The organism is Streptomyces sp. NPDC111516, from assembly GCF_055635345.1.
Genome location: NZ_JBVKBV010000002.1, coordinates 206,881 through 231,693 on the forward strand (window position 1 = coordinate 206,881; position 24,813 = coordinate 231,693).

At 67.9% G+C, this 24,813-nt stretch carries 19 protein-coding genes; 12 read left to right on the forward strand and 7 right to left on the reverse strand.

From position 1 onward, the window contains the following. Positions 1-2: 2 nt before the first annotated feature. Positions 3-1,253 (reverse strand): sugar ABC transporter substrate-binding protein, encoded by a 1,251-nt coding sequence (locus tag ACZ7L9_RS06575; protein WP_471413105.1) that lies wholly within the window; start codon positions 1,251-1,253, stop codon positions 3-5. A gap of 283 nt (positions 1,254-1,536) precedes the next feature. On the opposite strand from ACZ7L9_RS06575, the gene ACZ7L9_RS06580 reads away from it, so the two are divergent. Beyond that, positions 1,537-2,526 (forward strand): acetylxylan esterase, encoded by a 990-nt coding sequence (locus tag ACZ7L9_RS06580; RefSeq protein WP_471413106.1) that lies wholly within the window; start codon positions 1,537-1,539, stop codon positions 2,524-2,526. 60 nt (positions 2,527-2,586) lie between these two features. On the opposite strand, the gene ACZ7L9_RS06585 is transcribed toward ACZ7L9_RS06580, so the two are convergent. The 5 genes from ACZ7L9_RS06585 to ACZ7L9_RS06605 all read right to left on the reverse strand — a co-directional run bounded on the left by ACZ7L9_RS06585 (position 2,587) and on the right by ACZ7L9_RS06605 (position 7,859). Then, positions 2,587-3,639 carry a LacI family DNA-binding transcriptional regulator gene (locus ACZ7L9_RS06585; protein ID WP_471413108.1) on the reverse strand — a complete coding sequence of 351 codons (1,053 nt, stop codon included), beginning with the start codon at positions 3,637-3,639 and terminating at the stop codon, positions 2,587-2,589. A gap of 405 nt (positions 3,640-4,044) precedes the next feature. Beyond that, a complete protein-coding gene (locus ACZ7L9_RS06590) occupies positions 4,045-4,821 on the reverse strand; it encodes a succinate dehydrogenase/fumarate reductase iron-sulfur subunit (protein ID WP_471413109.1) in 777 nt (258 codons plus the stop codon). Further along, complete coding sequence (locus ACZ7L9_RS06595; protein WP_471413110.1) at positions 4,818-6,755, reverse strand: fumarate reductase/succinate dehydrogenase flavoprotein subunit; 1,938 nt, start codon at positions 6,753-6,755, stop codon at positions 4,818-4,820. Before ACZ7L9_RS06595 ends, ACZ7L9_RS06590 begins: the two co-directional genes overlap by 4 nt. Then, positions 6,756-7,601 (reverse strand): hypothetical protein, encoded by an 846-nt coding sequence (locus tag ACZ7L9_RS06600; RefSeq protein ID WP_471413112.1) that lies wholly within the window; start codon positions 7,599-7,601, stop codon positions 6,756-6,758. It abuts the gene before it with no gap. A gap of 9 nt (positions 7,602-7,610) precedes the next feature. Next, positions 7,611-7,859 carry a hypothetical protein gene (locus ACZ7L9_RS06605; RefSeq protein ID WP_471413113.1) on the reverse strand — a complete coding sequence of 83 codons (249 nt, stop codon included), beginning with the start codon at positions 7,857-7,859 and terminating at the stop codon, positions 7,611-7,613. Positions 7,860-8,144: 285 nt separating this feature from the next. Here ACZ7L9_RS06605 and ACZ7L9_RS06610 point away from each other — a divergent pair, with 285 nt between their 5' ends. From ACZ7L9_RS06610 to ACZ7L9_RS06645, 8 genes are all read left to right on the forward strand, one after another. Continuing rightward, positions 8,145-10,493, forward strand: coding sequence for an ABC transporter family substrate-binding protein (locus tag ACZ7L9_RS06610; RefSeq protein ID WP_471413115.1), 2,349 nt, complete (start codon positions 8,145-8,147; stop codon positions 10,491-10,493). 439 nt (positions 10,494-10,932) lie between these two features. Continuing rightward, positions 10,933-12,804, forward strand: a complete 1,872-nt coding sequence (gene typA, locus ACZ7L9_RS06615; protein WP_471413116.1) for a translational GTPase TypA — start codon at positions 10,933-10,935, stop codon at positions 12,802-12,804. A gap of 382 nt (positions 12,805-13,186) precedes the next feature. Next, the gene (locus ACZ7L9_RS06620) at positions 13,187-13,777 is read left to right on the forward strand and encodes a hypothetical protein (protein WP_471413118.1); all 591 of its coding nucleotides are present in this window, start codon (positions 13,187-13,189) and stop codon (positions 13,775-13,777) included. Positions 13,778-14,225: 448 nt separating this feature from the next. Further along, positions 14,226-15,875 carry a peptide ABC transporter substrate-binding protein gene (locus tag ACZ7L9_RS06625; RefSeq protein WP_471413119.1) on the forward strand — a complete coding sequence of 550 codons (1,650 nt, stop codon included), beginning with the start codon at positions 14,226-14,228 and terminating at the stop codon, positions 15,873-15,875. Positions 15,876-16,040: 165 nt separating this feature from the next. Beyond that, positions 16,041-16,964 carry an ABC transporter permease gene (locus ACZ7L9_RS06630; RefSeq protein ID WP_471413120.1) on the forward strand — a complete coding sequence of 308 codons (924 nt, stop codon included), beginning with the start codon at positions 16,041-16,043 and terminating at the stop codon, positions 16,962-16,964. Positions 16,965-16,995: 31 nt separating this feature from the next. Next, positions 16,996-17,919, forward strand: a complete 924-nt coding sequence (locus ACZ7L9_RS06635) for an ABC transporter permease (protein WP_471413121.1) — start codon at positions 16,996-16,998, stop codon at positions 17,917-17,919. 17 nt (positions 17,920-17,936) lie between these two features. Continuing rightward, positions 17,937-18,992, forward strand: a complete 1,056-nt coding sequence (locus ACZ7L9_RS06640) for an ABC transporter ATP-binding protein (RefSeq protein WP_471413123.1) — start codon at positions 17,937-17,939, stop codon at positions 18,990-18,992. Beyond that, positions 18,985-20,136: an ABC transporter ATP-binding protein gene (locus tag ACZ7L9_RS06645; RefSeq protein ID WP_471413124.1), complete on the forward strand. Its 1,152-nt coding sequence runs from the start codon at positions 18,985-18,987 to the stop codon at positions 20,134-20,136. The genes ACZ7L9_RS06640 and ACZ7L9_RS06645 overlap by 8 nt, the downstream gene beginning before the upstream one ends. Positions 20,137-20,256: 120 nt before the next feature. Here the strand turns inward: ACZ7L9_RS06645 and ACZ7L9_RS06650 are convergent, their stop codons facing one another. Then, positions 20,257-20,790, reverse strand: a complete 534-nt coding sequence (locus ACZ7L9_RS06650; RefSeq protein ID WP_471413125.1) for a hypothetical protein — start codon at positions 20,788-20,790, stop codon at positions 20,257-20,259. 372 nt (positions 20,791-21,162) lie between these two features. Here ACZ7L9_RS06650 and ACZ7L9_RS06655 point away from each other — a divergent pair, with 372 nt between their 5' ends. From ACZ7L9_RS06655 to ACZ7L9_RS06665, 3 genes are all read left to right on the forward strand, one after another. Beyond that, a complete protein-coding gene (locus tag ACZ7L9_RS06655) occupies positions 21,163-22,803 on the forward strand; it encodes a peptide ABC transporter substrate-binding protein (RefSeq protein ID WP_471413127.1) in 1,641 nt (546 codons plus the stop codon). A 119-nt stretch (positions 22,804-22,922) separates the two neighbouring features. Continuing rightward, the gene (locus ACZ7L9_RS06660; protein WP_471413129.1) at positions 22,923-23,846 is read left to right on the forward strand and encodes an ABC transporter permease; all 924 of its coding nucleotides are present in this window, start codon (positions 22,923-22,925) and stop codon (positions 23,844-23,846) included. Continuing rightward, the gene (locus ACZ7L9_RS06665; protein WP_471413131.1) at positions 23,839-24,813 is read left to right on the forward strand and encodes an ABC transporter permease; all 975 of its coding nucleotides are present in this window, start codon (positions 23,839-23,841) and stop codon (positions 24,811-24,813) included. The genes ACZ7L9_RS06660 and ACZ7L9_RS06665 overlap by 8 nt, the downstream gene beginning before the upstream one ends.

Here is a 24,813-nt window from a genome sequence, read left to right on the forward strand (position 1 = left end):
TCCTACTTCACGAGGCCTTCGATTTCGGACTGGGCCGTCTTGAGCGCGTCCTCGGCGGACGCCTTGCCCTGGGTGACCTTGGCGATGGCCTGGTCGACCTTGTCGGTGATCTCGGTCCAGTTGGACAGGGACGGGGAGGCCTTGGCCGTGTCCATCTGCTTCTTGAAGACCTGGAGGTCGGCGTCGGCGGCGAGTTCGCCGGATGTCCAGGCGGCGGTGTTGGCCGGCAGGTCCTTGGTGCGCTTGTACCAGTCGGCCTGGCCCTTGGTGTCCGTCAGGTACTTGATGAACTCGGTGGCGGCGGCCTTGTGCTTGCTGTCCTTGGAGACGACCAGGGAGGAACCGCCCGCCATGGAGACGGAGGCCTTGTCGGCGGGCACATTGGCCACCGCCCACTTGCCCTTGATCTGCGGCTGGCCCTCGTTCAGCAGGGTGACGTGCCAGGGGCCGCCGAAGAACATCGGGACGCGGCCGTTGCCGAAGTCCTTCACCACGTCGTAGCCGGGCTGTACGGACTTGTTGGAGAGCCCCTTGTCGAAGTACGAGCCGTACTCCTTGAGCGCCTTGACGGCCTCGGGGCTGTCGATGACGACCTCGCCCTTGTCGTTGACGATCTCGCCGCCGGCCGAGTACAGGAAGGAGTAGAAGTTCTGCACCGTGTCCAGGCCGCTCGGCTGGATGGACAGGCCCCACTTGGTTCCGGCCTTCTTCTGGTAGGCCGAGGCGAGGTCCTGCATCTCCTTCCAGTTGGTCGGAGCCTTGGTGACGCCGGCCTTCTCGGCCAGGTCGGTGCGGTAGTAGAGGACGCGGGTGTCGACGTACCACGGCACGCCGTACGCCTTCCCGTCCACCTCGCCCTGCTGCCAGCCGGAGTGGAAGAAGTCCTTCTCGTTGAACGTCTTGGTGTCGACCGGCTCCAGAACGCCGAGATCGGCGAACTCGCCCAGGTAGCTGCCGCCCATCTGCGCCACGTCCGGCAGGGTGCCGGCGGCGGCCGCGGAGACCAGCTTCTGGTGGGCGACGTCCCAGCCGACCGGGGTCACCTTCACGGTCACGTTCGGGTTGGCCTTGGTGTACTCCTTGGCCACATCCGTGAGCTTCTCGCCCTCGGCCCCCATGGCCCAGACGGTGAGCGTCTGCTTCTTGTCCGCGGCGACGCTGTCGCCATCGGAACTGCCGCACGCGGTGACACCGAAGGTGAGCGAGGCTGCTACTGCGATACCGACGGAGGCGGTTCTGGCGGTGCGGGGCATGGAGGGCTCCTCCTCGAGCAATCCGAATGTATGCGCTGCCTGTAAGCGCATACATCACTCTGCGACAGGCGTTCGGGAATCCGCAAGAGGGTGCTAGGTCACACTCGTGCAACGTGCTGGACATCTGAATGTTCAACTTGGCACGGTAAGCGCGAAGTTTGAGGAATTGGGAATGATGTGACCGATTTCGCGTAGTTGATCCGCGTGGTCGGTGGTCGGTGGTCGGTGGTCGGTGGTCTGTAGGGCATGGGCGGGGCGCCGCGCGGGCGATATTGTCGTGATCATGGCTTCCTTCGCACACGATTTCCCCTTCGATCCGGCTTACGGGCGCACGCTCGACGACCTGCTGCGCATCCCTGCGCCCGCCGCCCCGGACGACTTCGACGCCTTCTGGCGGGCCAGGTACGAGAAGGCCCGCGAGGTCGCCACGGAGCCGGAGCTCGGCCCGCTGGAGGAGGAGCGCGACGGCGTACGGATTCACGGGGTGACCTTCACCTCGGTGGGCGGGGTCCGGCTCGGGGGCTGGGTCGCGCTGCCCGCCGAGGGGGCCGCGCAGTACGGCTTCGTCATCGGGCACGGCTACGGCGGACGGTCGGAGCCGGGCCCGGATGTGCCGCTGCCGTTGCCCCGGGCGGCGGCGATCCTGCCGTGCGTACGGGGCATGGGGGCGCGGGGATCGCACCCCGGCGTCCCGGACGTGTCCGCCGCGCACGTACTCCACGGCATCGAGTCGCGCGACACCTACGTCATCGGCGACTGCGTGGCGGACCTGTGGTGCGCGGCGTCGGCGCTGCACGAACTGGTACCGGAACTGGCTCCGGGGGCGGGCGCCCCGCTGCTCGGATACCTCGGGGAGAGCTTCGGCGGCGGGCTCGGCGCGCTGGCCCTGCCCTGGGACGACCGGTTCGGGGCCGGACAGCTGACGGTACCGACCTTCGGCAACCATCCGCTGCGGCTCACCCTGCCGAGTGCCGGGAGCGGGGAGGCGGTGCGGGGCCACCACCGGGAGCACCCGGAGGTCACCGAGGTGCTGCGGTACTTCGATGCCGCCACGGCCGCGACGCGGCTGGAGCTGCCCACGCTGGTGGCCGCGGCGCTGTTCGACCCCTCGGTGCCGCCGCCGGGGCAGTTCGCCGTGCACAACGCGCTGGCGGGTGAGCGCGAGCTCCAGGTGCTGAGTGCGGGGCACTTCGAGTACAAGGGGCTGGCGGCGGAGACGGCGGAGCTGCGGGCGGCCCGACGACGGTTCTTCGGGGCGCGGCTGGGGCGGTGAGGCGGGTTCGGGCGGGCAGGCGCCGGGGGGTCCGGAAGGCTCTGAGCGCCTGCCGGCCCGTCAGCCGCAGCCGCAGCTCGCTCGGTGGATCAGGGATACCGGGAGCATCAGCGAGACCGGATCACGTCCGCTGTCGCCCAGCCGCTGTACCAGCAACTCGACTGCCTGCTCGCCGAGTTGGCGGATCGGCTGGCGTACGGTCGTCAGTGACGGGCGCACGATCCGGCTGAGTGGAATCCCGTCGAAGCCGGTCACCGCGATGTCCTCGGGCACCCGCACCCCGCGCCGCTCCAGCGCGCGCAGCGCGCCCACCGCCATCTGGTCGTTGGCGAACAGCACGCCCTCCGGGCGTTCGCCGCCCCGGTCGAGCAGCGCCTCCGCGGCCCGCGCGCCCTCGGCCTGCGTCATCGGCTCGGCCCGCAGGTCGGGCTCGTCCGGCACCGGCAGTCCGGCGTCGCGGCATGCCTCCTGGAAGCCCAGGAACCGCGCCTCGGCGTCCGGCGAGTCGGCTTCGCCCCCGACGAACGCGAGTCTGCGCAGCCCGTGGTCCTCGATCAGATGGCGGGCCAGTTCGCGCTCCCCGTCGGCGTTCGCGACGACGATGTGGTCGAGGTGGTCGATCTCGCGCGGTCCGGCGAGCATCACCACCGGAAGCCGGCGCGATATCACTTCGAGGTCCTCGGTCGGCACGGTCCGCGCCAGCACCGCGAAGCCGTCGACCCGTCCCGCGACCTTCGCCACGCTCTCCGGTCCGCCCTCCAGCGAGGCGGCGATCAGCAGTGCGTAGCCGTGCCGGCGTGCCGCCCGCTCCATGCCGCGGATGATCTGGTCGGAGTAGAGCATCACCGCGTCGTCGGCGTCGCTGTCGGCCTCCGCGTCGGCCTCGGCGTCGGGATCGGCCATGTCGGGGAAGCAGAGGCCGAGCACGCCGGTGGTCCTGCTGGCCAGGCCCCGGGCGTTCCCGCTGGGTACGTAGCCGAGCTGCCGGGCGGCTTCGAGGACCCGCTCACGGGTCTGGGCGCGCACCGAATCGGGGGTGCGGTAGACCCGCGAGACCGTGGCAATGGAGACGCCCGACCGCTCGGCGACGTCGTACACCGTTGGGGCGCTCACTCGACCGACCGTCCGCTTCTTCTTCCGTACCGAAGCACCTGCTGTTGCATGTACCGACCCTCTTTTGAAAGCGCATTCACCCTAGATCGCGGGTTGCGTGGCGGGCAAGACAGCCGGAAAAGCAGACAGGCAACCATGCAAGATGGCCTGTGCATCTTTTACGTTCCGGGGCATGCCGGAACCGACCGGAGCCACGCCCGCCGACCCGCACGCGGTGCGGCGGCTGCGCACCACGTCGTCGGACAGCCCGTTCACGCCCACGCAGCGCTCGGTGCCTGCCCGACCGGACCGTGAGGGCCCCGCCACCATCGCCTCGCGGGCCCGCGCCTCGGCGAGACGGACACCACCGAGGCGATCGTCAAGCTGCTCGGCCGACCACACTCACGCCCGGCCCGACGTCCGGCCTCACGACCGGTCCCCGCGGCGGCCGATCTTGTTTCCCAGCCACACCAGCGGGTCGTACTTGCGGTCCACGGCCCGTTCCTTCAGCGGGATCAGCGCGTTGTCGGTGATCCTTATGTGCTCGGGGCACACCTCCGTACAGCACTTCGTGATGTTGCAGTACCCCAGCCCGTGCTCCTCCTGCGCCGTCGCCTTCCGGTCGAGTCCCGACTCGGCGGCGGCGTCCAGGGGGTGCATGTCCAGCTCGGCGATCCGCATCAGGAAGCGCGGTCCTGCGAACGCCTCCTTGTTCTCCTCGTGGTCGCGCACCACGTGGCAGGTGTCCTGGCACAGGAAGCACTCGATGCACTTGCGGAACTCCTGCGAGCGGTCCACGTCGACCTGCTGCATCCGGTAGTCGCCCGCCTTCACCCCCTTCGGGGGTACGAAGGCGGGCACTTCCCGTGCCTTGGCGTAGTTGAACGTCACGTCCGTCACCAGATCGCGGACGACCGGGAAGGCCCGCAGCGGGGTGACGGTGATCGTCTCCTCGCGGCCGAACACCGACATCCGCGTCATGCACATCAGCCGGGGCCTGCCGTTGATCTCCGCGCTGCACGAACCGCACTTTCCCGCCTTGCAGTTCCAGCGCACCGCGAGATCGCCCGCCTGGGTCGACTGGATCCGGTGGATGATGTCGAGGACGACCTCGCCGTCGTTCACCTCGACCTCGAAGTCCGCCAGACCACCGCCGTCCGGGTCCCCGCGCCACACCCTGAACCGCGCGTTGTAGCCGCTCACTTGTCCAGCTCCTCTTCGGCCAGGTACTTGACCAGCTCCTCCTTCTCGAAGAGGGAGAGCAGATCCGGACGGATGGGTTCGGTCGTCTTCCGCACGAGTGCGATTGGGCCGCCCGACGCGCCTTCGGCGTCCTCGTCGGCCAGCCGGCACAGCAGATTGGCCGGGCGCCAGGAACGTTCCATCGTCGGGCAGTCCTCGCGGGTGTGGCCGCCCCGGCTCTCCGTGCGCTCCAGTGCGGCACGGGCGACGCACTCGCTGACCAGCAGCATGTTCCGCAGATCCAGGGCGAGGTGCCAGCCCGGGTTGAACTGCCGGTGCCCCTCGACGGCGGCGCGCCGTGCCCGTACCCGCAGCGTGGCCAGCTTCTCCAGGGCCTGTTCCATCTCGGGCGCCCGCCGGATGATGCCGACCAGGTCGTTCATCGTCTGCTGGAGTTCCTGGTGGAGGGTGTACGGATTCTCCACGGGCTCCTCGGCCGTGACCGGCCTCTCGGCCGCCCCCGGCTCCCCGGCGCCGAACGGACGCAGGGCCTCCGCCGCCGCCGCGTCGATCTGCTCCTCGGCCACCGCCGGCGGAGTACTGATGGCGTTCGCGTACTCGGCGGCGTGCAGCCCGGCCCGCCGCCCGAAGACCAGCAGGTCGGAGAGGGAGTTCCCGCCCAGCCGGTTGGAGCCGTGCATGCCGCCCGCGACCTCGCCCGCCGCGTACAGACCGGGCACGGCCGCGGCGGCCGCGGTGTCGGAGTCGACGGCGATCCCGCCCATCACGTAGTGACAGGTCGGGCCGACCTCCATCGCCTCCGCCGTGATGTCGACGTCCGCCAGCTCCTTGAACTGGTGGTACATCGAGGGCAGCCGACGCCGGATCGTCTCCGCGGGCATCCGGGTCGACACGTCCAGGAACACCCCGCCGTGCGGCGAGCCCCGGCCCGCCTTCACCTCGGAGTTGATGGCCCGGGCGACCTCGTCGCGTGGCAGCAGCTCGGGCGGGCGGCGGTTGTGGTCCGGGTCCTCGTACCAGCGGTCGCCCTCCTCCTGAGACTGCGCGTACTTCTCCTTGAACACATCGGGGACGTAGTCGAACATGAACCGCTTGCCCTCGGAGTTGCGCAGCACTCCGCCGTCCCCGCGCACCGACTCGGTGACGAGGATGCCTTTCACGGACGGCGGCCAGACCATGCCGGTCGGATGGAACTGCACGAACTCCATGTTCAGCAGCGGTGCGCCGGCCAGCAGGGCGAGGGCGTGGCCGTCGCCGGTGTACTCCCAGGAGTTCGACGTCACCTTGAACGACTTGCCGATGCCGCCGGTGGCGAGGACGACCGCGGGCGCTTCCAGCACGAAGAAGCGGCCGGACTCGCGCTCGTAGCAGAAGGTCCCGCTGACCCGCTCGCCGTCCTTCAGCACGCGGGTCACCGTGCACTCCTGGAAGACCTTCAACCGGGCTTCGTGGTCGCCGTGTTCGCGGTGGTCCTCCTGTTGCAGCGAGACGATCTTCTGCTGGAGGGTGCGGATCAGTTCGAGGCCGGTACGGTCCCCGACGTGTGCCAGTCTCGGGTACTCATGGCCGCCGAAGTTGCGCTGGGAGATCTTCCCCTCGGGCGTACGGTCGAAGAGCGCGCCCCAGGTCTCCAGCTCCCAGACCCGGTCGGGCGCCTCCTTGGCGTGCAGCTCCGCCATCCGCCACTGATTGAGGAACTTCCCGCCGCGCATGGTGTCGCGGAAGTGCACCTGCCAGTTGTCCCCGGAGTTCACATTGCCCATGGAGGCGGCGATTCCGCCCTCCGCCATGACCGTGTGTGCCTTGCCGAAGAGCGATTTGCAGATGACCGCGGTACGGGCCCCGCGCTCCCGCGCCTCGATGGCGGCGCGCAGCCCGGCGCCACCGGCACCGACCACGACGACGTCCCACTGCTGCCGTTCGAGCTCAGTCATTCAGAAAAACCTCGGATCGTCGAAGGCGCCGGAGGCGACGAGAAAGACGTAGAAGTCGGCGAGCGCCACGCTGATCAGCGAGGCCCAGGCGAGCAGCATGTGCCGGGCGTTCAGCCGGCCCACCCAGCCCCACAGCCGGTAGCGCACGGGGTGCTTGGAGAAGTGCCGCAGCCGGCCGCCGATGATGTGCCGGCAGGAGTGGCAGGACAGCGTGTACGCCCAGATCAGGGTGATGTTGGCCAGGAAGATCAGCGAGCCGAGGCCCATGTGGCCCCAGTCGTAGTGCTCGTCGCGGAAGGAGAGCACGGTGTCGTACGTGAGGATCCCGGCGACCGGCACCGCGGCGTAGAAGAAGTACCGGTGGAGGTTCTGCATGATCAGCGGGAAGCGGGTCTCGCCGGTGTACGTGGTGTGCGGCTCGGCGACCGCGCAGGCCGGGGGCGACGCCCAGAAGCCCCGGTAATAGGCCTTGCGGTAGTAGTAGCAGGTCAGCCGGAAGCCCAGCGGGAAGATCAGGATCAGCAGCGAGGGGGAGAGTCCCCACCAGCTGCCGAAGAGTTCCCAGTTCGGGCCGTGCCGCATGGGGGCGCAGTTCTCCGCCAGGCAGGGGGAGTAGAACGGCGACACATAGGGGGCGGCGTAGTAGTCGGCGTTCGAGAAGGCCCGCCACGTCGAGTAGACGATGAAGGCGAGGAGCCCACCGGCGGTCGCCGCGGGCGCCAGCCACCAGCGGTCGGTGCGCAGGTGGCGGGCGGCGATGGCGGCCCGGGAGGCGTGGTGGACGCCTGCCGCGCCCTTCGGGTGAGGTGGTTCCGTACCTGTTCCTGTTTCCGTACCGGTGGCCAAGGAACTCTCCTAGGGGGCGTGCCGGCCCCGGACGCCCAGACCTTCGTCGTCCGAGTCCGTCCACAGGGTGGCGTCGTACGGCGTTTCGCTGATCGTGATGACGCCGTCGACGGGGCCGGCGCGGTCGGCGGCTTCGAGCGGCGCCGGCCCGGCTTCCGTCGCGCGCAGCCGCGCGAGACTCCGCTCCAGCCGGCCGACGGTGCGGACCAGGTCGTCGAGGCAGTGCTGAACGACCGTCAATTCCTCATGCAGTGACATGACTTGCTCTCACTTCCGCAGTCGCGGGTGGTCATGTTCATGCGCCTGAGAGTGTCGCGCGTCACACCTCCGTTGGGAAGGGTGCGGGGCCTTCCGGTCTCCCGGGGTCGCTCCGCCGCGCGGGTGAGGTTCGGGAGGTGCTGCGCCGTGTCTGCGCCGCCTCTCGCGCGAGGGCGCTTTCAGTGGAGGGGCGGAATCAGTGTGATCAACTGCAAATGCCACCAAAAAGCACAATCCGGACCGCCCCGGTGCGGGTGGACCGGGCCGGCCTCGGAGGTATCAGCCATGTCCCACGTCGGCGTCCCGCGGGGGACGGCCCGAAAGCGCCGCTCGCTCGCGCTCCTCACGACGGGTGTGCTGACGCTCCCCGTGCTGGCCGGCTGCACCTCCGACGACGGCGGCACCACTGCGGCCGCAGCCCCTCAGGACATCGCGGTCGCGGCCCGGAACACGGTCGCGGCGGGCGGAACGGCCACCTGGGCGATCGATACCGTGCCCGCCACCCTCAACGCCTTCCAGGCCGACGCCGACGGCTCCACCACCCGCATCACCGGCGCGCTGCTGCCGACGCTCTTCCCGCTGGACGCCCAGGGCAGGCCCCAGCTCGACCCGGACTATCTGAAGTCCGCGAAGGTGGTCGAGCGCGAGCCCAGGCAGGTGGTGCTCTACCGGCTCAACCCACAGGCGGTGTGGAGCGACGGCCGGGCGATCGACGCGTCGGACTTCGTCGCCCAGTGGCGGGCGCTGAACGGCAAGCACTCGGCGTACTGGACCGCCCGCAACGCCGGCTACGAGCGGATCGAGAAGATCGAGCGCGGCGCCGACGCGCAGGAGGTACGGGTCACCTTCGCCAAGCCGTACGCGGACTGGCGCTCGCTCTTCTCCCCGCTGTACCCGAAGGAGGTGACCGGCACTCCGGGCGCCTTCAACGACGGGGCGCGGACCACCCTCAAGGCCACCGCGGGACCGTTCCGGCTGCGCGGCGTGGACCCGAAGACCGGCGAGGTCACCCTGGAGCGCAATCCGCGCTGGTGGGGGCGGTCGGCCAAGCTCGACACGCTGGTCTTCCGGGCCGTCGAACCGCAGGACCGAACGCAGGCGCTGACCGAGGGGAAGGTCGACGTCGCGGACATCGACGCCGCGGCGGCGCACCGCATCGTGCAGGCGGGCCGGGACAAGGGCGGGAACGGGCAACCGCTCGCCCAGGGCCCCGGCTCCGGGACCGGCCCGGCCGCCGCGCTGCGCTCCTGGGCCGAGGCGCACGGCTCGGACGAGAAGGCGGCGGCGGCCGCGCAGGCGGCCAGGGAGAAGAACCGGGCAGCCGCCGAGGCGTACGCGGCCGAGCAGGGCAAGCTGCGTACGTACGTGGTCCGCAAGTCGCTGGCGCCCGCCTACACCCAGCTCGCGCTGAACGGCGAGTCCGGGCCGCTCGCCGACGAGCGGGTGCGCCGGGCGGTCGCCCGGGCCCTGAACCGCCAGGAGCTCGTCGACACCGTACTCAAACCCCTCGGCCTGCCCGCCACACCGCTCGGCAGCCACGTGGCCCTGGCCGGGCAGCCGGCGTACAAGGACAGCAGCGGCGCACTCGGCGGGCACGACACCGACGAGGCGCGGGCGCTGCTGGCCGACGCGGGCTGGACGCGGGAGGGCGCGGTCAAGAAGCCGGACGGCACCAAGGCGGGCAGCGAGGCCGGGAAGAAGGGCGCGAAGGACAAGGACGCCGCCGCCGGGAAGGACGACAAGGCGGCCACGCCCGAGAAGCCGGGCAAGCCCGACGACGACAAGCCGGTCACCGGCACCGACAGCGGGAGCAAGCCCGACGACAACAAGCCCGGTGACCGCAATGGCTCGCGCAACGGCCCCCGGATCCTCGCCCCCGCCTCCGCCGCCGCGTTCCACAGCGCCGCCCTGCTGCGCCAGGCCGGGCGCCTGGCCCGGACCGGCACCTCCGAGGACGCCCCCGCCGAGGTCGCCGGCCAGGGCAAGCGGCCGGGCGGCGCCACCGGTGCGTACGCCCCCGCGGGCACAGCGGCCCCCGCCCAGGCCCCCGACGCGCGACGCGGCCCGCTCGGCAAGGACGGCAAGACGCTGACCCTGCGCTTCGTCCTGCCGTCCGGTCCCGGCTCGGAGCCGCTGCGTGCCGTCGGGAGCAAGATCTCGGCGATGCTCGATTCGATCGGCATCGGTACGTCGATCACCAAGGTCGCCGACGACAGCTACTTCAAGGACCACATCGCCTCCGGCGACTACGACCTGGCCCTGTACTCCTGGCCCGCCACCGCCTACCCGGCGACCGACGACCGCCCGATCTTCGCCAAGCCGGTACCCGCCACCGACGGCTCGCTGCTGGTCGAGCAGAACTACACCCGGGTCGGTACGGACCACATCGACCAGCTCTTCGACCAGGCGGCCGCGGAGCTCGACGAAGGGGCCGCCCGGGATCTGATGAAGCAGGCGGACGCCCGGATCTGGGCCGCCGCCGGATCGATTCCGCTTTACCAGCGCCCGCAGCTCGTGGCGACGAACAGGAAGCTGGCGAACGTCGGCGCCTTCGGCTTCGGGGCACCCCGCTACCAGGACATCGGCATCAAGAAGCCGCAGTCCGCCGGAGCCCCGGCGGGCAAGAAGAAGTAGCAGGTCAGAACGGCACCGGAAGCTCAGAACTGGCTCAAGTCCCTTGCCCGCCGGACTTCCCGGCGGGCAAGGTCGGGTACCACCAGGACCCGAGCCGATTGCCCCCCAAAAGCCCCCCACGGGACCTTGCGGAGCCCCACGGATCCCTCCACGGATCCCTCCGCATCCCCCTTTTTCCCGCCTTCGGCAGCCCTTTTTCACACCCTTCGCAGCCACCCTGCGCAGTCCGGATATCGAGGCCGGTACCGAGGTAAGGACTACCGAATTCCGGTTGAAGAGTGGTTGAAGAGCGGTCTCGCGGATCGGGCCGGGAAGCCCCGGACGCGCCAGCCCCGTACCATGGTGGGTAGCCGTGGCGCGTCCGCCCGGCGGGCGTACGAGGACCCGAGAGCGACTGAGACGCCTGATCCCACGATCCGAGAGAAGCGCAAGCCACCCAATGCCCACGCGCCACGACATCCGTAACGTAGCCATCGTCGCCCACGTCGACCACGGCAAGACCACGCTGGTCGACGCCATGCTGAGGCAGGCCGGCGCCTTCGCCGCGCACGCCGCCGAGAACCTCGACGAACGCATGATGGACTCGAACGACCTGGAGCGTGAGAAGGGCATCACGATCCTCGCCAAGAACACGGCGGTGAAGTATCACCCCAAGGACGGCGGGGACCCGATCACGATCAACATCATCGACACCCCCGGCCACGCCGACTTCGGCGGCGAGGTCGAGCGCGGTCTGTCGATGGTGGACGCGGTCGTGCTGCTCGTCGACGCCTCCGAAGGCCCGCTCCCGCAGACCCGCTTCGTGCTGCGCAAGGCGCTCGCCGCGAAGATGCCGGTCATCCTCTGCATCAACAAGACGGACCGCCCCGACTCCCGGATCGCCGAGGTCGTCGACGAGACGTACGACCTGTTCCTGGACCTGGACGCGGACGAGGACCAGATCGAGTTCCCGATCGTCTACGCCTGCGCCCGTGACGGCGTCGCCTCGCTGACCAAGCCGGAGGACGGCACCGTCCCGGCCGACAGCGAGAACCTGGAGCCGTTCTTCAGCACGATCCTGGCGCACGTCCCGGCCCCCGAGTACGACGACGAGGCCCCGCTGCAGGCCCACGTCACCAACCTGGACGCCGACAACTTCCTCGGCCGTATCGCGCTCTGCCGCGTCGAGCAGGGCGAGCTGCGCAAGGGCCAGTCCGTCACCTGGATCAAGCGCGACGGCACGATGTCCAACGTCCGCATCACCGAGCTGCTGATGACCGAGGCGCTCACCCGCAAGCCGGCCGAGAAGGCGGGCCCGGGCGACATCTGCGCCATCGCCGGTATCCCGGACATCATGATCGGCGAGACCCTGGCCGACCCCGAGAACCCGATCGCACTGCCGCTGATCACGGTCGACGAGCCGGCCATCTCGATGACCATCGGTACGAACACCTCGCCGCTCGTCGGCAAGGGCGGCAAGGGCCACAAGGTCACCGCCCGCCAGGTGAAGGACCGCCTCGACCGCGAGCTGATCGGTAACGTCTCGCTCCGCGTCCTGGACACCGAGCGCCCCGACGCCTGGGAGGTCCAGGGCCGCGGTGAGCTCGCGCTGGCCATCCTCGTCGAGCAGATGCGCCGTGAGGGCTTCGAGCTCACGGTCGGCAAGCCGGAGGTCGTCACCAAGCAGGTCGACGGCAAGACGCACGAGCCGATCGAGCGCATGACGATCGACTCCCCCGAGGAGCACCTCGGTGCCATCACCCAGCTGATGGCGACCCGCAAGGGCCGCATGGAGACCATGACGAACCACGGTTCGGGCTGGGTCCGCATGGAGTGGATCGTCCCGTCCCGCGGTCTCATCGGCTTCCGTACGGAGTTCCTGACGCAGACCCGCGGTACGGGCATCGCGCACTCCATCTTCGAGGGCCACGAGCCGTGGTTCGGCGAGCTGCGCACCCGTCACAACGGCTCGCTGGTCGCCGACCGCGCGGGCTCCGTGACGCCGTTCGCGATGGTCAACCTCCAGGAGCGCGGTGTCATCTTCACCGAGGCCGGCACCGAGGTCTACGAGGGCATGATCATCGGCGAGAACTCCCGCGCCGACGACATGGACGTGAACATCACCAAGGAGAAGAAGCTCACCAACATGCGTGCGGCTTCCGCGGACACCACGGAGAACGTGGTGCCGGCCCGCAAGCTCTCGCTGGAGCAGTCCCTGGAGTTCTGCCGCGAGGACGAGTGCATCGAGGTGACCCCGGAGACGGTCCGCATCCGCAAGGTCGTCCTGGACCAGAAGGAGCGCGGCCGCGCCGCTTCGCGCGCCAAGCGCTGACCCGCGCACCCGCGCCTGTCACCTGAGGCCCGGCCTCCCGCACACCGTGCGGGAGGCCGGGCCTTTGTGGTGATGATCCGTCCGAAATCAGCGGTTCATGCCCGTTCGGACAGGCATGCGTGTGCTGTTGGGAACGTTCACCTGGCTCCATATTTGTGATCGCAACGTTTCTCATGTGGCGCGCAGATAGCTCAAGCATTCCTCAAATCACTGGCGTTGCAGCCCCGTTGAGGTCCATTCTGGTCCTGCCGCACCGAACGGTGGGGGGTGGAGATTGCAATGCGAATGATTGTTGATTCGCGGAAGCGATCGCTTTTGGCGCAGGGGGAGACGGTGTTCGCCGTGCCGTCTGCGCAGGACGAAATGGGGAATCGTGAAGAAGATGCGCATCGCTTCGGCGGCCGCCGGGACCGCACTTGTCGCCTCGGCTCTGGTAGCTGTGCCGGCGACCACGGCAAGCGCCGGGCAGTTGATCTGCGATCCGGGCAGTCGCTCGGTCAGCTGGGTCACCACGAGTCACAGCCGCGTGCTCACGCACGAGCCGAAGGGGCTGGAGAAGGAGTACTCGGGCGGCAAGAAGACGTACAGCCGCACCGTCACCCACGAGAAGACGCTGACCGCCACCTGGGCAGTCAACGGCGGAGCGTCCGCGGGCTTCTCGGTGGGCAAGGTGCTGGCGAGCCTCGACGCGAATGTCGAGGGCAGCTATACGCACGCCAAGGGTCACACCACGACCAAGAGCATCACCGTGACGGATCAGCTCACGAAGAAGGGCCGGTACTGGTTCTACGCGGGTAGGCTCCAGGCGTCGGGGTACTGGCAGGGATACCGGTGCGACCGGGGCACCAAGTGGATCAAGCAGGCGCACGGCACGGCGAAGACTTACGGCGCACTGGTCGAGGGGGCCACTCGCTGCGGTGAGAAGGTGAGCAGGAAGAGCATCGCCGCCCTGGTGCAGAAGAAGTACTGCTGACCTCACCGGCAGGTCGGTGGAGCAGGTGCCCCGCCGTCCGCGCGCACGCGGACGGCGGGGCGCTTGCGTGCTTCCGTGGCTGGTTACGTGAGCGGGCCGCGCCTCGGATGCGCAACCCGAATTTATGAGCTGAGCGTCCGGTTATCGGGCGTCGCTCTCCGGAACATGTATTAACGGTCCGTTTCGGGGGTGTCTGTCTGGGATCGCTTTGTCCGTATTTCGGGTCTACGCGTGCGATTGATGTTGTCAAAACGAGACCCTTTAAGTGTGGTTTACAGCCCGGCCGTACTTAATAGTTGGCTCGATGAGCTCGGGTCAATGGGTCACGCACTGTGGGGAGTGCCGACTCACGAGCACACTCGGGTACTTGGGTGTCATTGCCGTCAGGGGTGTCGGCGAACGGCCAAGGCCCTTCTTGTAGATCAGTGGACTCATGAGGAGGAAACCCATGCGTGGTGCCAAGAGCGCCAAGTGGGTCGCGGGAGCGGCAATCATCGCCCTGGCTGCGACCGCTTGCGGTGGCGGGGGCGGCGACAAGAAGGACAACGCCGGCAAGGGGGGCGGTGGCACGTTCCGTATGGGCATCACCGAGCCGGTCTCCATCGACCCGGTGAACGCCCAGGAGTCCGAGGGCATGGTCGTCGCCCGGTCACTCTTCACCCAGCTGTACGACGTGTCCACGGACGGCAAGCTCATCCCGAAGCTCGCCGAGTCCGGCACGTCCGAGGACGGCAAGTCCTGGACGTTCAAGATCAAGGCCGGCACGAAGTTCACCAACGGTGAGGTCGTCGACGCCGAGTCGTTCATCCGCGGCTGGACCCGTGTCGCCGCCAAGGCCTCGGCCTCCGACGTCTCGTACCACATGTCCGGCATCAAGGGCTACGACGACCTGAAGGGCGGCAAGACCGACAAGTTCGCCGGTCTGTCCGCTCCGGACGCCAACACCCTCAAGGTCGAGCTGACCGAGCCGGACTTCGAGTTCGACAAGAAGACCGCCCACGCGGCCTTCAGCCCGGTCCCGAAGGTCGCCGGCGCCGGTGACAACAAGTCGTTCAACGACGCCCCGATCGGCAACGGCCCCTTCAAGATGCAGGGCTCCTGGCAGCACAACGGGTCGATCACCATCGTCCGCAACGACGACTACGGTCTGACCAAGGCCAAGCTGGACAAGGTCGAGTTCAAGATCCTGAACCCGGCCAACGGTGCCCAGCTCGAGTACACGGGCTTCCAGTCGGGCCAGTTCGACTACGCCCGTATGCCCACCCCGCAGCTCCCGGTCGCCAAGGCCAAGTACGAGCCGCAGGGCCAGTGGTACTCGGCCGAGTTCTCCGGCATCAACTACCTGGTCGCGTTCAACCAGAGCAAGCCGCTGGACAACGCCGACGCGCGCAAGGCGATCTCGTACGCGATCGACCGCGAGGCCATCGCCAAGTCCGTCTTCCAGGGCATGATGAAGCCGGCCACCGCGTTCCTTCCGCCGTCCTTCGCCGACACCTACCAGGCCGATGTCTGCACCTCCTGCATCAAGCAGGACAAGGCCAAGGCCAAGGAGCTCGCCGCGAAGGGTGGCCTGAAGCCGGGTACGACCATCAACTTCGGCTACAACACCGGCGCCGGCCACGAGGAGTGGGTGCAGGCCGTCGCGGCTCAGCTGAAGGACGTCCTCGGCCTCAACGTCAAGCTGGACGGCAAGCCGTTCAAGGAGGCCCTGGCCGCCCAGCAGGAGAAGAGCGCCAGCGGTCTGTGGCGTTCGGCGTGGACCGCCGACTACCCGACCGCGGACAACTTCCTCTCCCCGCTGCTGAGCACCGCCGGCATCGGTGAGGACAAGGCGACCGGCAAGGCGCAGGGCGACAACCGTGGCCGCCACTCGAACCCGGCGTTCGACAAGCTGCTCGACCAGGCCCGCTCCGAGAAGGACGCCACCAAGCGTGCCGACCTGTACAAGCAGGCCGAGAAGATCGCCATCGACACCGACCAGGGTGTCATTCCGCTGTGGCAGCGCAGTGGGTACCGTCTGGTGAACAACAAGAAGTTCAACAACATCAAGATGGACTTCTTCGAGGACCCGACTCTCGCAGAGATCTCTGCCAAGTAAGAGCCTCCTGCAGTAGGTAGGCGAAGGCCGTGGAGTCGGAGTAACTTCTTCGGTTTCACGGCCTTCGCTCCGTCCCGGGCGCACCCCCTACCAGCGCCCGGCAGCGGCCGCTCTCCCGATCGGATGACGCCGCCCACCCCACGCTCAGTATGTGAAGGAGGCATCGTGGGCAGATATGTGATCCGCCGGCTCGGGCAGATGGTCGTCGTCCTCTTCGGTGCGACCGTTGTTCTCTTCTGCTGCCTGTTCATCCTGCCAGGCGACCCCGTGGGTTCGCTCGGTGGTGACAAGGCTCGCGACCCGGCCGTCGTGGCCGAACTCCGGGAGCGCTACGGTCTCAACGACCCGCTGCCGGTGCAGTACGGCCACTTCGTCCAGAACCTGGCCAAGGGCGACCTCGGTGAGGACTTCACCCAGCGCCGCCCGGTGACCGAGATCCTGAAGCCGAAGCTCGCGAACACCGCCGAGCTGGCTGTCACGGCCATCCTCATCGACATCGCGATCGGCGTCTTCGCCGGTCTGATTGCCGCGTTGTTCAGATATTCGTTCTGGGACGTGTTGATCACTCTGCTGACCACGTTGGCCGTCGGATTCCCATCCTTCATCATCGGTATGGTGCTGCAGAAGTTCTTCGTGGTGGACCTCCAGTGGTTCCCGCTGATCTCGGACGGCTCCCTCAACTCCCTGATCCTGCCCGCCTTCACACTGGCGATCCTCGACGCGGCACTGGTGGCGAGACTCATGCGCGGCACCATGCTCGAGGTGCTGCGGGCCGACTACGTCAAGACGGCCGTCGCCAAGGGTCTGCCCCGGCGGACGGTGCTCGTCAAGCATGTGATGCGCAACTCGATCATCCCGGTCGTCACCTACCTGGGCATCTCCTTCGGCGGCCTGCTCGGTGGTGCGCTCATCACCGAGGCGATCTTCAACTGGGACGGCATCGGGCTGGCGCTGGTCCAGGCGGTTCAGCAGCAGAACAACCCGATCATCATCGGCGTGGTGACCTTCGGTGTCGCCGTGTTCGTTCTGCTCAACCTGATCGTCGACCTCTTGTACGCGGTTCTCGACCCGCGCATCCGTCTCGCCTGATACCAGGCAGCCCGTTCTAGGAGTCACACCCATGACTGAGCTCACCAAGAGCGCAGCGGAGGCGGGGACCGCTCAGAAGGCGGCCGCTCCGGCCGAGGCCGAGCCGGCGATCGCTCGCGTCACCCAGTGGGGCGAGATCCGCCACCGCTTCATGGCCAACAAGCTGGCCGTGATCGGCCTGGTGCTGGTCGGCCTGCTGTTCCTGACCGCCGCTTTGGCACCACTGCTCGCGCCGTACGACCCGCTGGCGCAGGACCTCAACAACACTCTGCAGTCGCCGGGCGGCGGGCACCTGCTCGGCACCGACGCGCTCGGCCGCGACCAGCTGTCGCGCATCATCTACGGCGCCCGCATCGCCGTGGTGATCGGTCTCGCCTCGATCTTCCTGGCGTGCCTGATCGGCCTCATCATCGGCTCCCTCGCCGGGTACTTCGGCAAGGCCACCGACTCGGTGCTGATGCGCATCGCGGACGTCTTCTTCGCCTTCCCGCTGCTGATCGGCGCCATCGTCATCATCATCGCGATGGGCCGCGGCGTCGCCCCGGTGATCATCTCGCTGGGAGTCTTCTCCTGGCCGACGGTCTCCCGACTGCTGCGCAGCTCGATCCTGTCGGTCCGCGAGGCCGACTACGTGCTCGCCGCCCGCGCTCTGGGCGCCAGCACCTCGCGGATCATCCTCCGGCACATCATTCCCAACTCCATCGCCGCGGTGATGGCGTACGCCGCCTTCAGTGTCGGCAGTGCGATCGTGGCGGAGGCGTCGCTGTCCTTCCTGGGCGTCGGTGTCAGTCCCGAAGTCGCCGAGTGGGGCAACATGCTGGCCTCGGCCCGCGATTTCCTCGGTGTCAAGGACTACCTGTGGGTCTACCCGTCGATCGCCGTGGTCCTCACGGTCCTTGGTTTCGTTTTCGTCGGCGACGGGCTGCGTGACGCCCTTGACCCGAAGCTGCGCTGAGAGGGCGGCACCACTACATGACTACTTCACACGTCACCGCGGAAGTGCCCAACCAGCGCTCCGGCGACACCGAGACCCCGGTGCTCGAAGTGCGCGACCTGCACGTCGAGTTCAAGACCCGCGAGGGCATCGTCAAGGCCGTCAACGGCGTCAACTACGACGTCAGGGCCGGTGAGACGCTCGCCGTGCTCGGCGAGTCCGGCTCAGGCAAGTCCGTGACCGCACAGGCGATCATGGGCATCCTCGACTCGCCCCCCGGGCGGGTCGCCAAGGGCGAGATCCTCTTCAAGGGGCAGGACATCCTCCAGCTCCCGGAGAGCGAGCGGCGCAAGCTGCGCGGCCCGAAGATGGCGATGATCTTCCAGGACGCGCTCTCCGCGCTGAACCCGGTCTACTCGGTCGGCAACCAGCTGGGCGAGATGTTCCGGGTCCACCAGGGCATGTCCAAGAAGGACGCCAAGGCCAAGGCCATCGAGCTGATGGAACGGGTGAAGATCCCGGCCGCCAAGAGCCGGGTCAACGACTACCCGCACCAGTTCTCCGGCGGCATGCGCCAGCGCATCATGATCGCCATGGCGCTGGCCCTGGAGCCCGACCTGATCATCGCGGACGAGCCCACCACGGCGCTCGACGTGACGGTCCAGGCACAGGTCATGGACCTGCTGGCGGACCTCCAGCGCGAGTACAACATGGGTCTGATCCTGATCACCCACGACCTCGGCGTCGTCGCCGACGTCGCGGACAAGATCGCGGTCATGTACGCGGGCCGGATCGTCGAGCAGTCCCCGATCCACGAGCTGTACAAGCGCCCCGCGCACCCGTACACCCGAGGCCTGCTCGACTCGATCCCGCGGCTCGACCAGAAGGGCCACGAGCTCTTCGCGATCAAGGGTCTGCCGCCCAACCTGCTGAAGGCGCCCTCCGGTTGCGCCTTCAACCCGCGCTGCCCCAAGGCGCAGGACATCTGCCGCACCGACGTCCCGGCCCTGCTGCCGGTGACCGAGGCGGACGGCACCGAGCTGGTCGGCCGCGGCAGCGCCTGCCACTTCTGGAAGGAGCAGATCCATGGCTGAGCCCAGCAAGAAGGACGCCGCCGTGGACGACGCCCTCCCCAACGTCACCGAGGTGGAGACGGTCGACGCCGCCACGGAGGCGGAGGCCGTGGCCGCCCTCGACGCGAAGGTGGACCGCGGCGAGCCGATCCTGCAGGTGCGCAACCTGGTCAAGCACTTCCCGCTGACCCAGGGCATCCTGTTCAAGAAGCAGATCGGCGCCGTCAAGGCCGTCGACGGGATCTCCTTCGACCTGTACCAGGGCGAGACGCTCGGCATCGTGGGTGAGTCCGGCTGTGGCAAGTCCACGGTCGCCAAGCTCCTGATGCTCCTGGAGACCGCCACCTCCGGCGAGGTCTTCTACAAGGGCCAGGACATCACCAAGCTGTCCGGCAAGGCCCTCAAGGCCGTCCGTCGCAACATCCAGATGGTGTTCCAGGACCCGTACACCTCGCTCAACCCCCGTATGACGGTGGGCGACATCATCGGCGAGACGTACGAGATCCACCCCGAGGTGGCGCCGAAGGGCGACCGCCGCAGCAGGGTCCAGGAGCTGCTGGACGTCGTCGGGCTCAACCCGGAGTACATCAACCGGTACCCGCACCAGTTCTCCGGCGGTCAGCGCCAGCGCATCGGCATCGCCCGCGGCCTCGCGCTCAACCCGGAGATCATCATCTGCGACGAGCCGGTCTCCGCGCTCGACGTGTCGGTGCAGGCCCAGGTCATCAACCTGATGGAGAGACTCCAGGACGAGTTCAACCTCTCCTACCTCTTCATCGCGCACGACCTGTCCATCGTCCGGCACATCTCCGACCGGGTCGGTGTCATGTACCTCGGCAAGATGGCCGAGATCGGTACGGACACGGAGATCTACGACCACCCGACGCACCCCTACACCCAGGCGCTGCTGTCGGCGGTCCCGGTCCCCGACCCGGAGGCCCGCGAGGGCCGCGAGCGGATCATCCTCACCGGTGAGGTCCCCTCGCCGGCGAACCCGCCGTCGGGCTGCCGCTTCCGTACGCGGTGCTGGAAGGCCCAGGACAAGTGCTCCACGGAGCTGCCGCTGCTGGCGGTCCCCGAGCGCTTCAGGGGTTCGGACACACCGGCCGCGCACGAGTCGGCATGCCACTTCGCCGAGGAGAAGGACGTCGTCGGCGCGGCGTGACGATGTTCGGCCGGACATGAGCCGGAAGGCCCGGAACCGTTTCGGTTCCGGGCCTTCCGTCGTTCGCGGACTGTCATCCTCCGCGATTATGACAGTCCGTCGTGCTCGGTGCCCGCTGGGCTACCGGTACTGAATACCCCACAGGTTGCTGTTCTTCTTGACCGGCGCCACGTTGTTGCTCTTCTTCCAGACCTGCTGCTTCTTGCAGGTGCCGCCGCTCGAGACCCATCTGTACTTGGTGACGCTGAAGCCCTTCGCCTCGTGCTGCATCATGAGGCGGCCCATGGTCTTGCCCTTCTTCTTCTGGACCGTCGCCGAGTAGGACCAGGTGTCGGACTTCGACCACGACTTGCCGAGGGAAACGCTGAACGAGGACGATGCCTTGGCGAAGATCACGCCCGCCTCCGCGCCGACGGTCGCCGTGCCCGTCGCGGTCCAGGTGCCCGTCCTGTTCTTGGTGTAGCCGAGCGTCACACCCGGCTTGCCCCAGTCGCTGTGGATGTTGGTGTTCACCCAGACGGTCTTCTTGTCGCCGATGGTGTAGAAGGCCGGGGCGTCACAGATGGGGCCCGCGGAGGCGGGTGAGGCGGTCGCGCCGACGACGCCGACGCCGAGCAGGGCGGTGGAAACAAGGGTGGCTATGGCACGCTTCACGCGGTTTCTCCAGGTTGATTGCGGTTCGGTGTGCTGTAGGCCATAGCTTCCCCTCAACTCGCTTGTGTTGTAGGTGATTTGAGCGACCTTTGAGCTTCATGTTTCGAATGTGGGGCGGCGTGTACGCGAGCGGTGGTGACGGTGAGCGGAGCCGATCGGTCCGGTGTCTTTCCGCGCATTCGGGAGCAAGGGTGGGGCCTCGGTGGTCCGTCCGGAGGTGGCCGTCGTGTCGTGGGCGAGTCCGGCTGCCTGACGGTCCCTTCGATGTTTCCTATCGGAAATGCACACGTATGGCCGTAGTTAGTGGGCGTTTTTATTGTTTCGGGGGAATATTGGGCTTTAAGCGTGATGAAGACTCAGAGGAGGCACTCCATGCGCGGAGCCACACAGGCCAAGTGGGCCGCATGTGCGGTGGCCGTCGTCCTGGCGGCGACGGCATGCGGCGGCGGGGGCAGCAGCGGTGGTGGCGGTGGTGGCGGTGGGGTCAACGGAATCGTGAGTTCCTCCTGGGGCGACCCGCAGAACCCGTTGGAGCCCGCGAACACCAACGAGGTGCAGGGCGGCAAGGTCCTCGACATGGTCTTCCGGGGACTCAAGAGGTACGACCCGAAGACCGGCGCGGCCATGAACATGCTCGCCGAGAAGATCGACACCAAGGACAACCAGAACTTCACGATCACCGTGAAGGACGGCTGGACCTTCAGCAACGGCGAGAAGGTCACCGCGAAGTCGTTCGTGGACGCCTGGAATTACGGTGCCCTGCTGAAGAACAATCAGAAGAACGCGTACTTCTTCGGTTACATCGACGGATACGACAAGGTCCACCCGGCGACCGGCAGCGCTTCCGCGAACACGCTCTCCGGCCTCAGGCTCGTCAACGACAGGACCTTCGCGGTCAAGCTGACGCAGAAGTTCTCGCTGTGGCCCGACACCCTCGGCTACCCGGCCTTCGCCCCGCTGCCCACGACCTTCTTCACCGACCACGCCGCCTGGGTGTCCAAGCCGATCGGCAACGGCCCGTACACCATTGCCAAGTACACCAAGGGCTCGTCGATGAACCTGCGCAAGTGGGACCAGTACCCCGGGGCCGACAAGGCGCAGAACGGCGGCATCGACCTCAAGGTCTACACCGACAACAACACCGCCTACACCGACCTGACGGCCGGCAACCTCGACCTCGTCGACGACGTACCCGCCTCGCAGCTGAAGAACGTCAAGGCGGACCTCGGCGACCGGTACATCAACACCCCGGCCGGCATCATCCAGACCATCGCCTTCCCCTTCTACGACAAGAGGTGGGACACCCCCGGCGGCATCAAGGTGCGTCAGGGCCTTTCGATGGCGATCAACCGCGATCAGATCACCAGTCAGATCTTCCAGAAGACCCGCACCCCCGCCTCCGACTGGACCTCTCCGGTCCTCGGCGCGGCCGGCGGCTTCAAGAAGGGGCTGTGCGGCGCGCCCTGCGAGTACAACGCGGCGAACGCCAAGAAGCTGATCCAGGAGGGCGGCGGCATCCCCGGCGGCCAGCTCCAGGTCTCGTACAACGCGGACACCGGCTCCCACAAGGAGTGGGTCGACGCCGTCTGCAACAGCATCAACAAGGTGATGGGCAACAACAAGGCGTGCGTCGGCGGCCCGGTCGGCACCTTCGCCGACTTCCGCAGCCAGGTCTCCCAGCAGAAGCTGACCGGCGCCTGGCGGGCCGGCTGGCAGATGGACTACCCGCTGATCCAGAACTTCCTGCAGCCGGTGTACTACACCGACGCCTCGTCCAACGACGGCAAGTGGAGCAGCAGGAAGTTCGACGACCTCGTCAACAAGGCCAACGCCGAGTCCGACAAGGCCAAGGCCGTCTCGACCTTCCAGGACGCGGAGAAGGTCCTGGTCGAGCAGATGCCCGTCATCCCGCTCTGGTACCAGAACGGCAGTGCCGGTTATTCGGACCGGGTGTCCAATGTGTCGCTGAACCAGTTCAGTGTCCCGGTGTACGAGCAGATCAAGGTCAAGTGACCCGTTGAGGCCGGGTGGCCGGTGCCAGGAACGAACGCACCGGCCACCCGGCTTCCTCGTCCCCTCGACGTGTCACTTCCCAGCCCGAGCCTCCGCCCCCGCGACCCCCGGAGCCCTTCATGGGACGTTATGTGATCCGGCGGCTGCTGCAGATGATCCCGGTCTTCTTCGGCGCCACGCTGTTGATCTTCCTCATGGTGAACGTGATGGGCGACCCCATCGCGGGCCTCTGCGGCGAACGCCAGTGCGACCCGGCGACCGCAGCCCGACTCCGCTCGGAATTCGGCCTCGACAAGCCGGTCTGGCAGCAATACGCCACCTACATGGGCAACGTCTTCACCGGCGACTTCGGCACCGCGTTCAACGGGCAGAAGGTCACCGAGCTGATGGGCAGCGCCTTCCCCGTCACCATCCGGCTCACCGTCGTCGCGATCGTCTTCGAAGTCGTCATCGGCATCAGCCTCGGCGTCGTCACCGGTCTGCGCCGCGGCCGCCCCGTCGACACCACCGTGCTCATCCTCACCCTGGTCGTCATCTCCGTCCCGACCTTCGTCACCGGTCTGCTGCTTCAGCTCCTCCTCGGAGTGGAGTGGGGCGTCATCAAACCGTCCGTCTCCCCTCAGGCGCCGTTCAACGAGCTCCTCATCCCGGGACTCGTCCTCGCGTCGGTCTCCCTGGCGTACGTCACCCGGCTCACCCGGACCTCGATCGCCGAGAACGCCCGCGCCGACTACGTCCGTACCGCCGTCGCCAAGGGACTGCCCAGGCGCCGCGTCGTCATCCGGCATCTGCTGCGCAACTCGCTGATCCCCGTCGTCACCTTCATCGGTACGGACGTGGGCGCTCTGATGGGCGGGGCGATCGTCACGGAGCGGATCTTCAACATCCATGGCGTCGGCTACCAGCTCTACCAGGGCATCCTGCGCCAGAACTCGCAGACCGTCGTCGGGTTCGTCACCGTTCTCGTCCTCGTGTTCCTGGCGGCGAACCTGATCGTCGACCTGCTGTACGCCGTACTCGACCCGAGGATCCGCTATGCCTGAGCAGACACCGGACGAGGTGATCGCACCGGCCGGAGCGGGAGGCACAATGGACCTTGCCCTGGAGGAGGGCGCCACCCTCGAAAAGACGCCGGGCGGCCCCGAGGGCACCGGCCCCGCCGAGAAGCCGCGCAGTCTGTGGTCCGACGCCTGGCGGGACCTGCGCCGCAACCCGGTCTTCGTCATCTCCGCCCTGATCATCCTCTTCCTGGTGATCATCTCGATCTGGCCGTCGCTGATCGCCGACCAGGACCCCCTGAACTGCAACCTGGGCAAGGCCCAGGAGGGCTCCCAGCCCGGCCACCCCTTCGGCTTCGACGGACAGGGCTGCGACGTCTACACCCGTACCGTCTACGGCGCCAGGAACTCCGTCACCGTCGGCGTCTGCGCCACCCTGGGCGTCAGCCTGCTCGGCGGCTTCCTCGGCGGCCTGGCCGGATTCTTCGGCGGCTGGTGGGACTCCGTGCTCTCCCGCCTCACCGATGTCTTCTTCGGTATCCCTGTCGTCCTCGGCGGCCTGGTCTTCCTCTCCGTCGTCACCAGCTCCACCGTCTGGCCGGTGATCGGCTTCATCGTGCTGCTGGGCTGGCCGCAGATCGCCCGCATCGCCCGGGGCTCCGTGATCACCGCCAAACAGAACGACTACGTACAGGCGGCACGCGCGCTCGGCGCCTCCAACACGCGGATGATGCTGCGCCACATCACCCCGAACGCCGTCGCGCCGGTGATCGTCGTCGCGACCATCGCGCTCGGTACGTACATCTCGCTGGAGGCGACCCTCTCGTTCCTCGGCGTCGGCCTGAAACCGCCGGCCGTCTCCTGGGGCATCGACATCTCCGCCGCGTCCCAGTACATCCGCAACGCCCCGCACATGCTGCTCTGGCCCGCCGGAGCGCTGGCGATCACCGTGCTCGCGTTCATCATGCTCGGCGACGCGGTGCGCGACGCCCTCGACCCCAAGCTGCGCTGA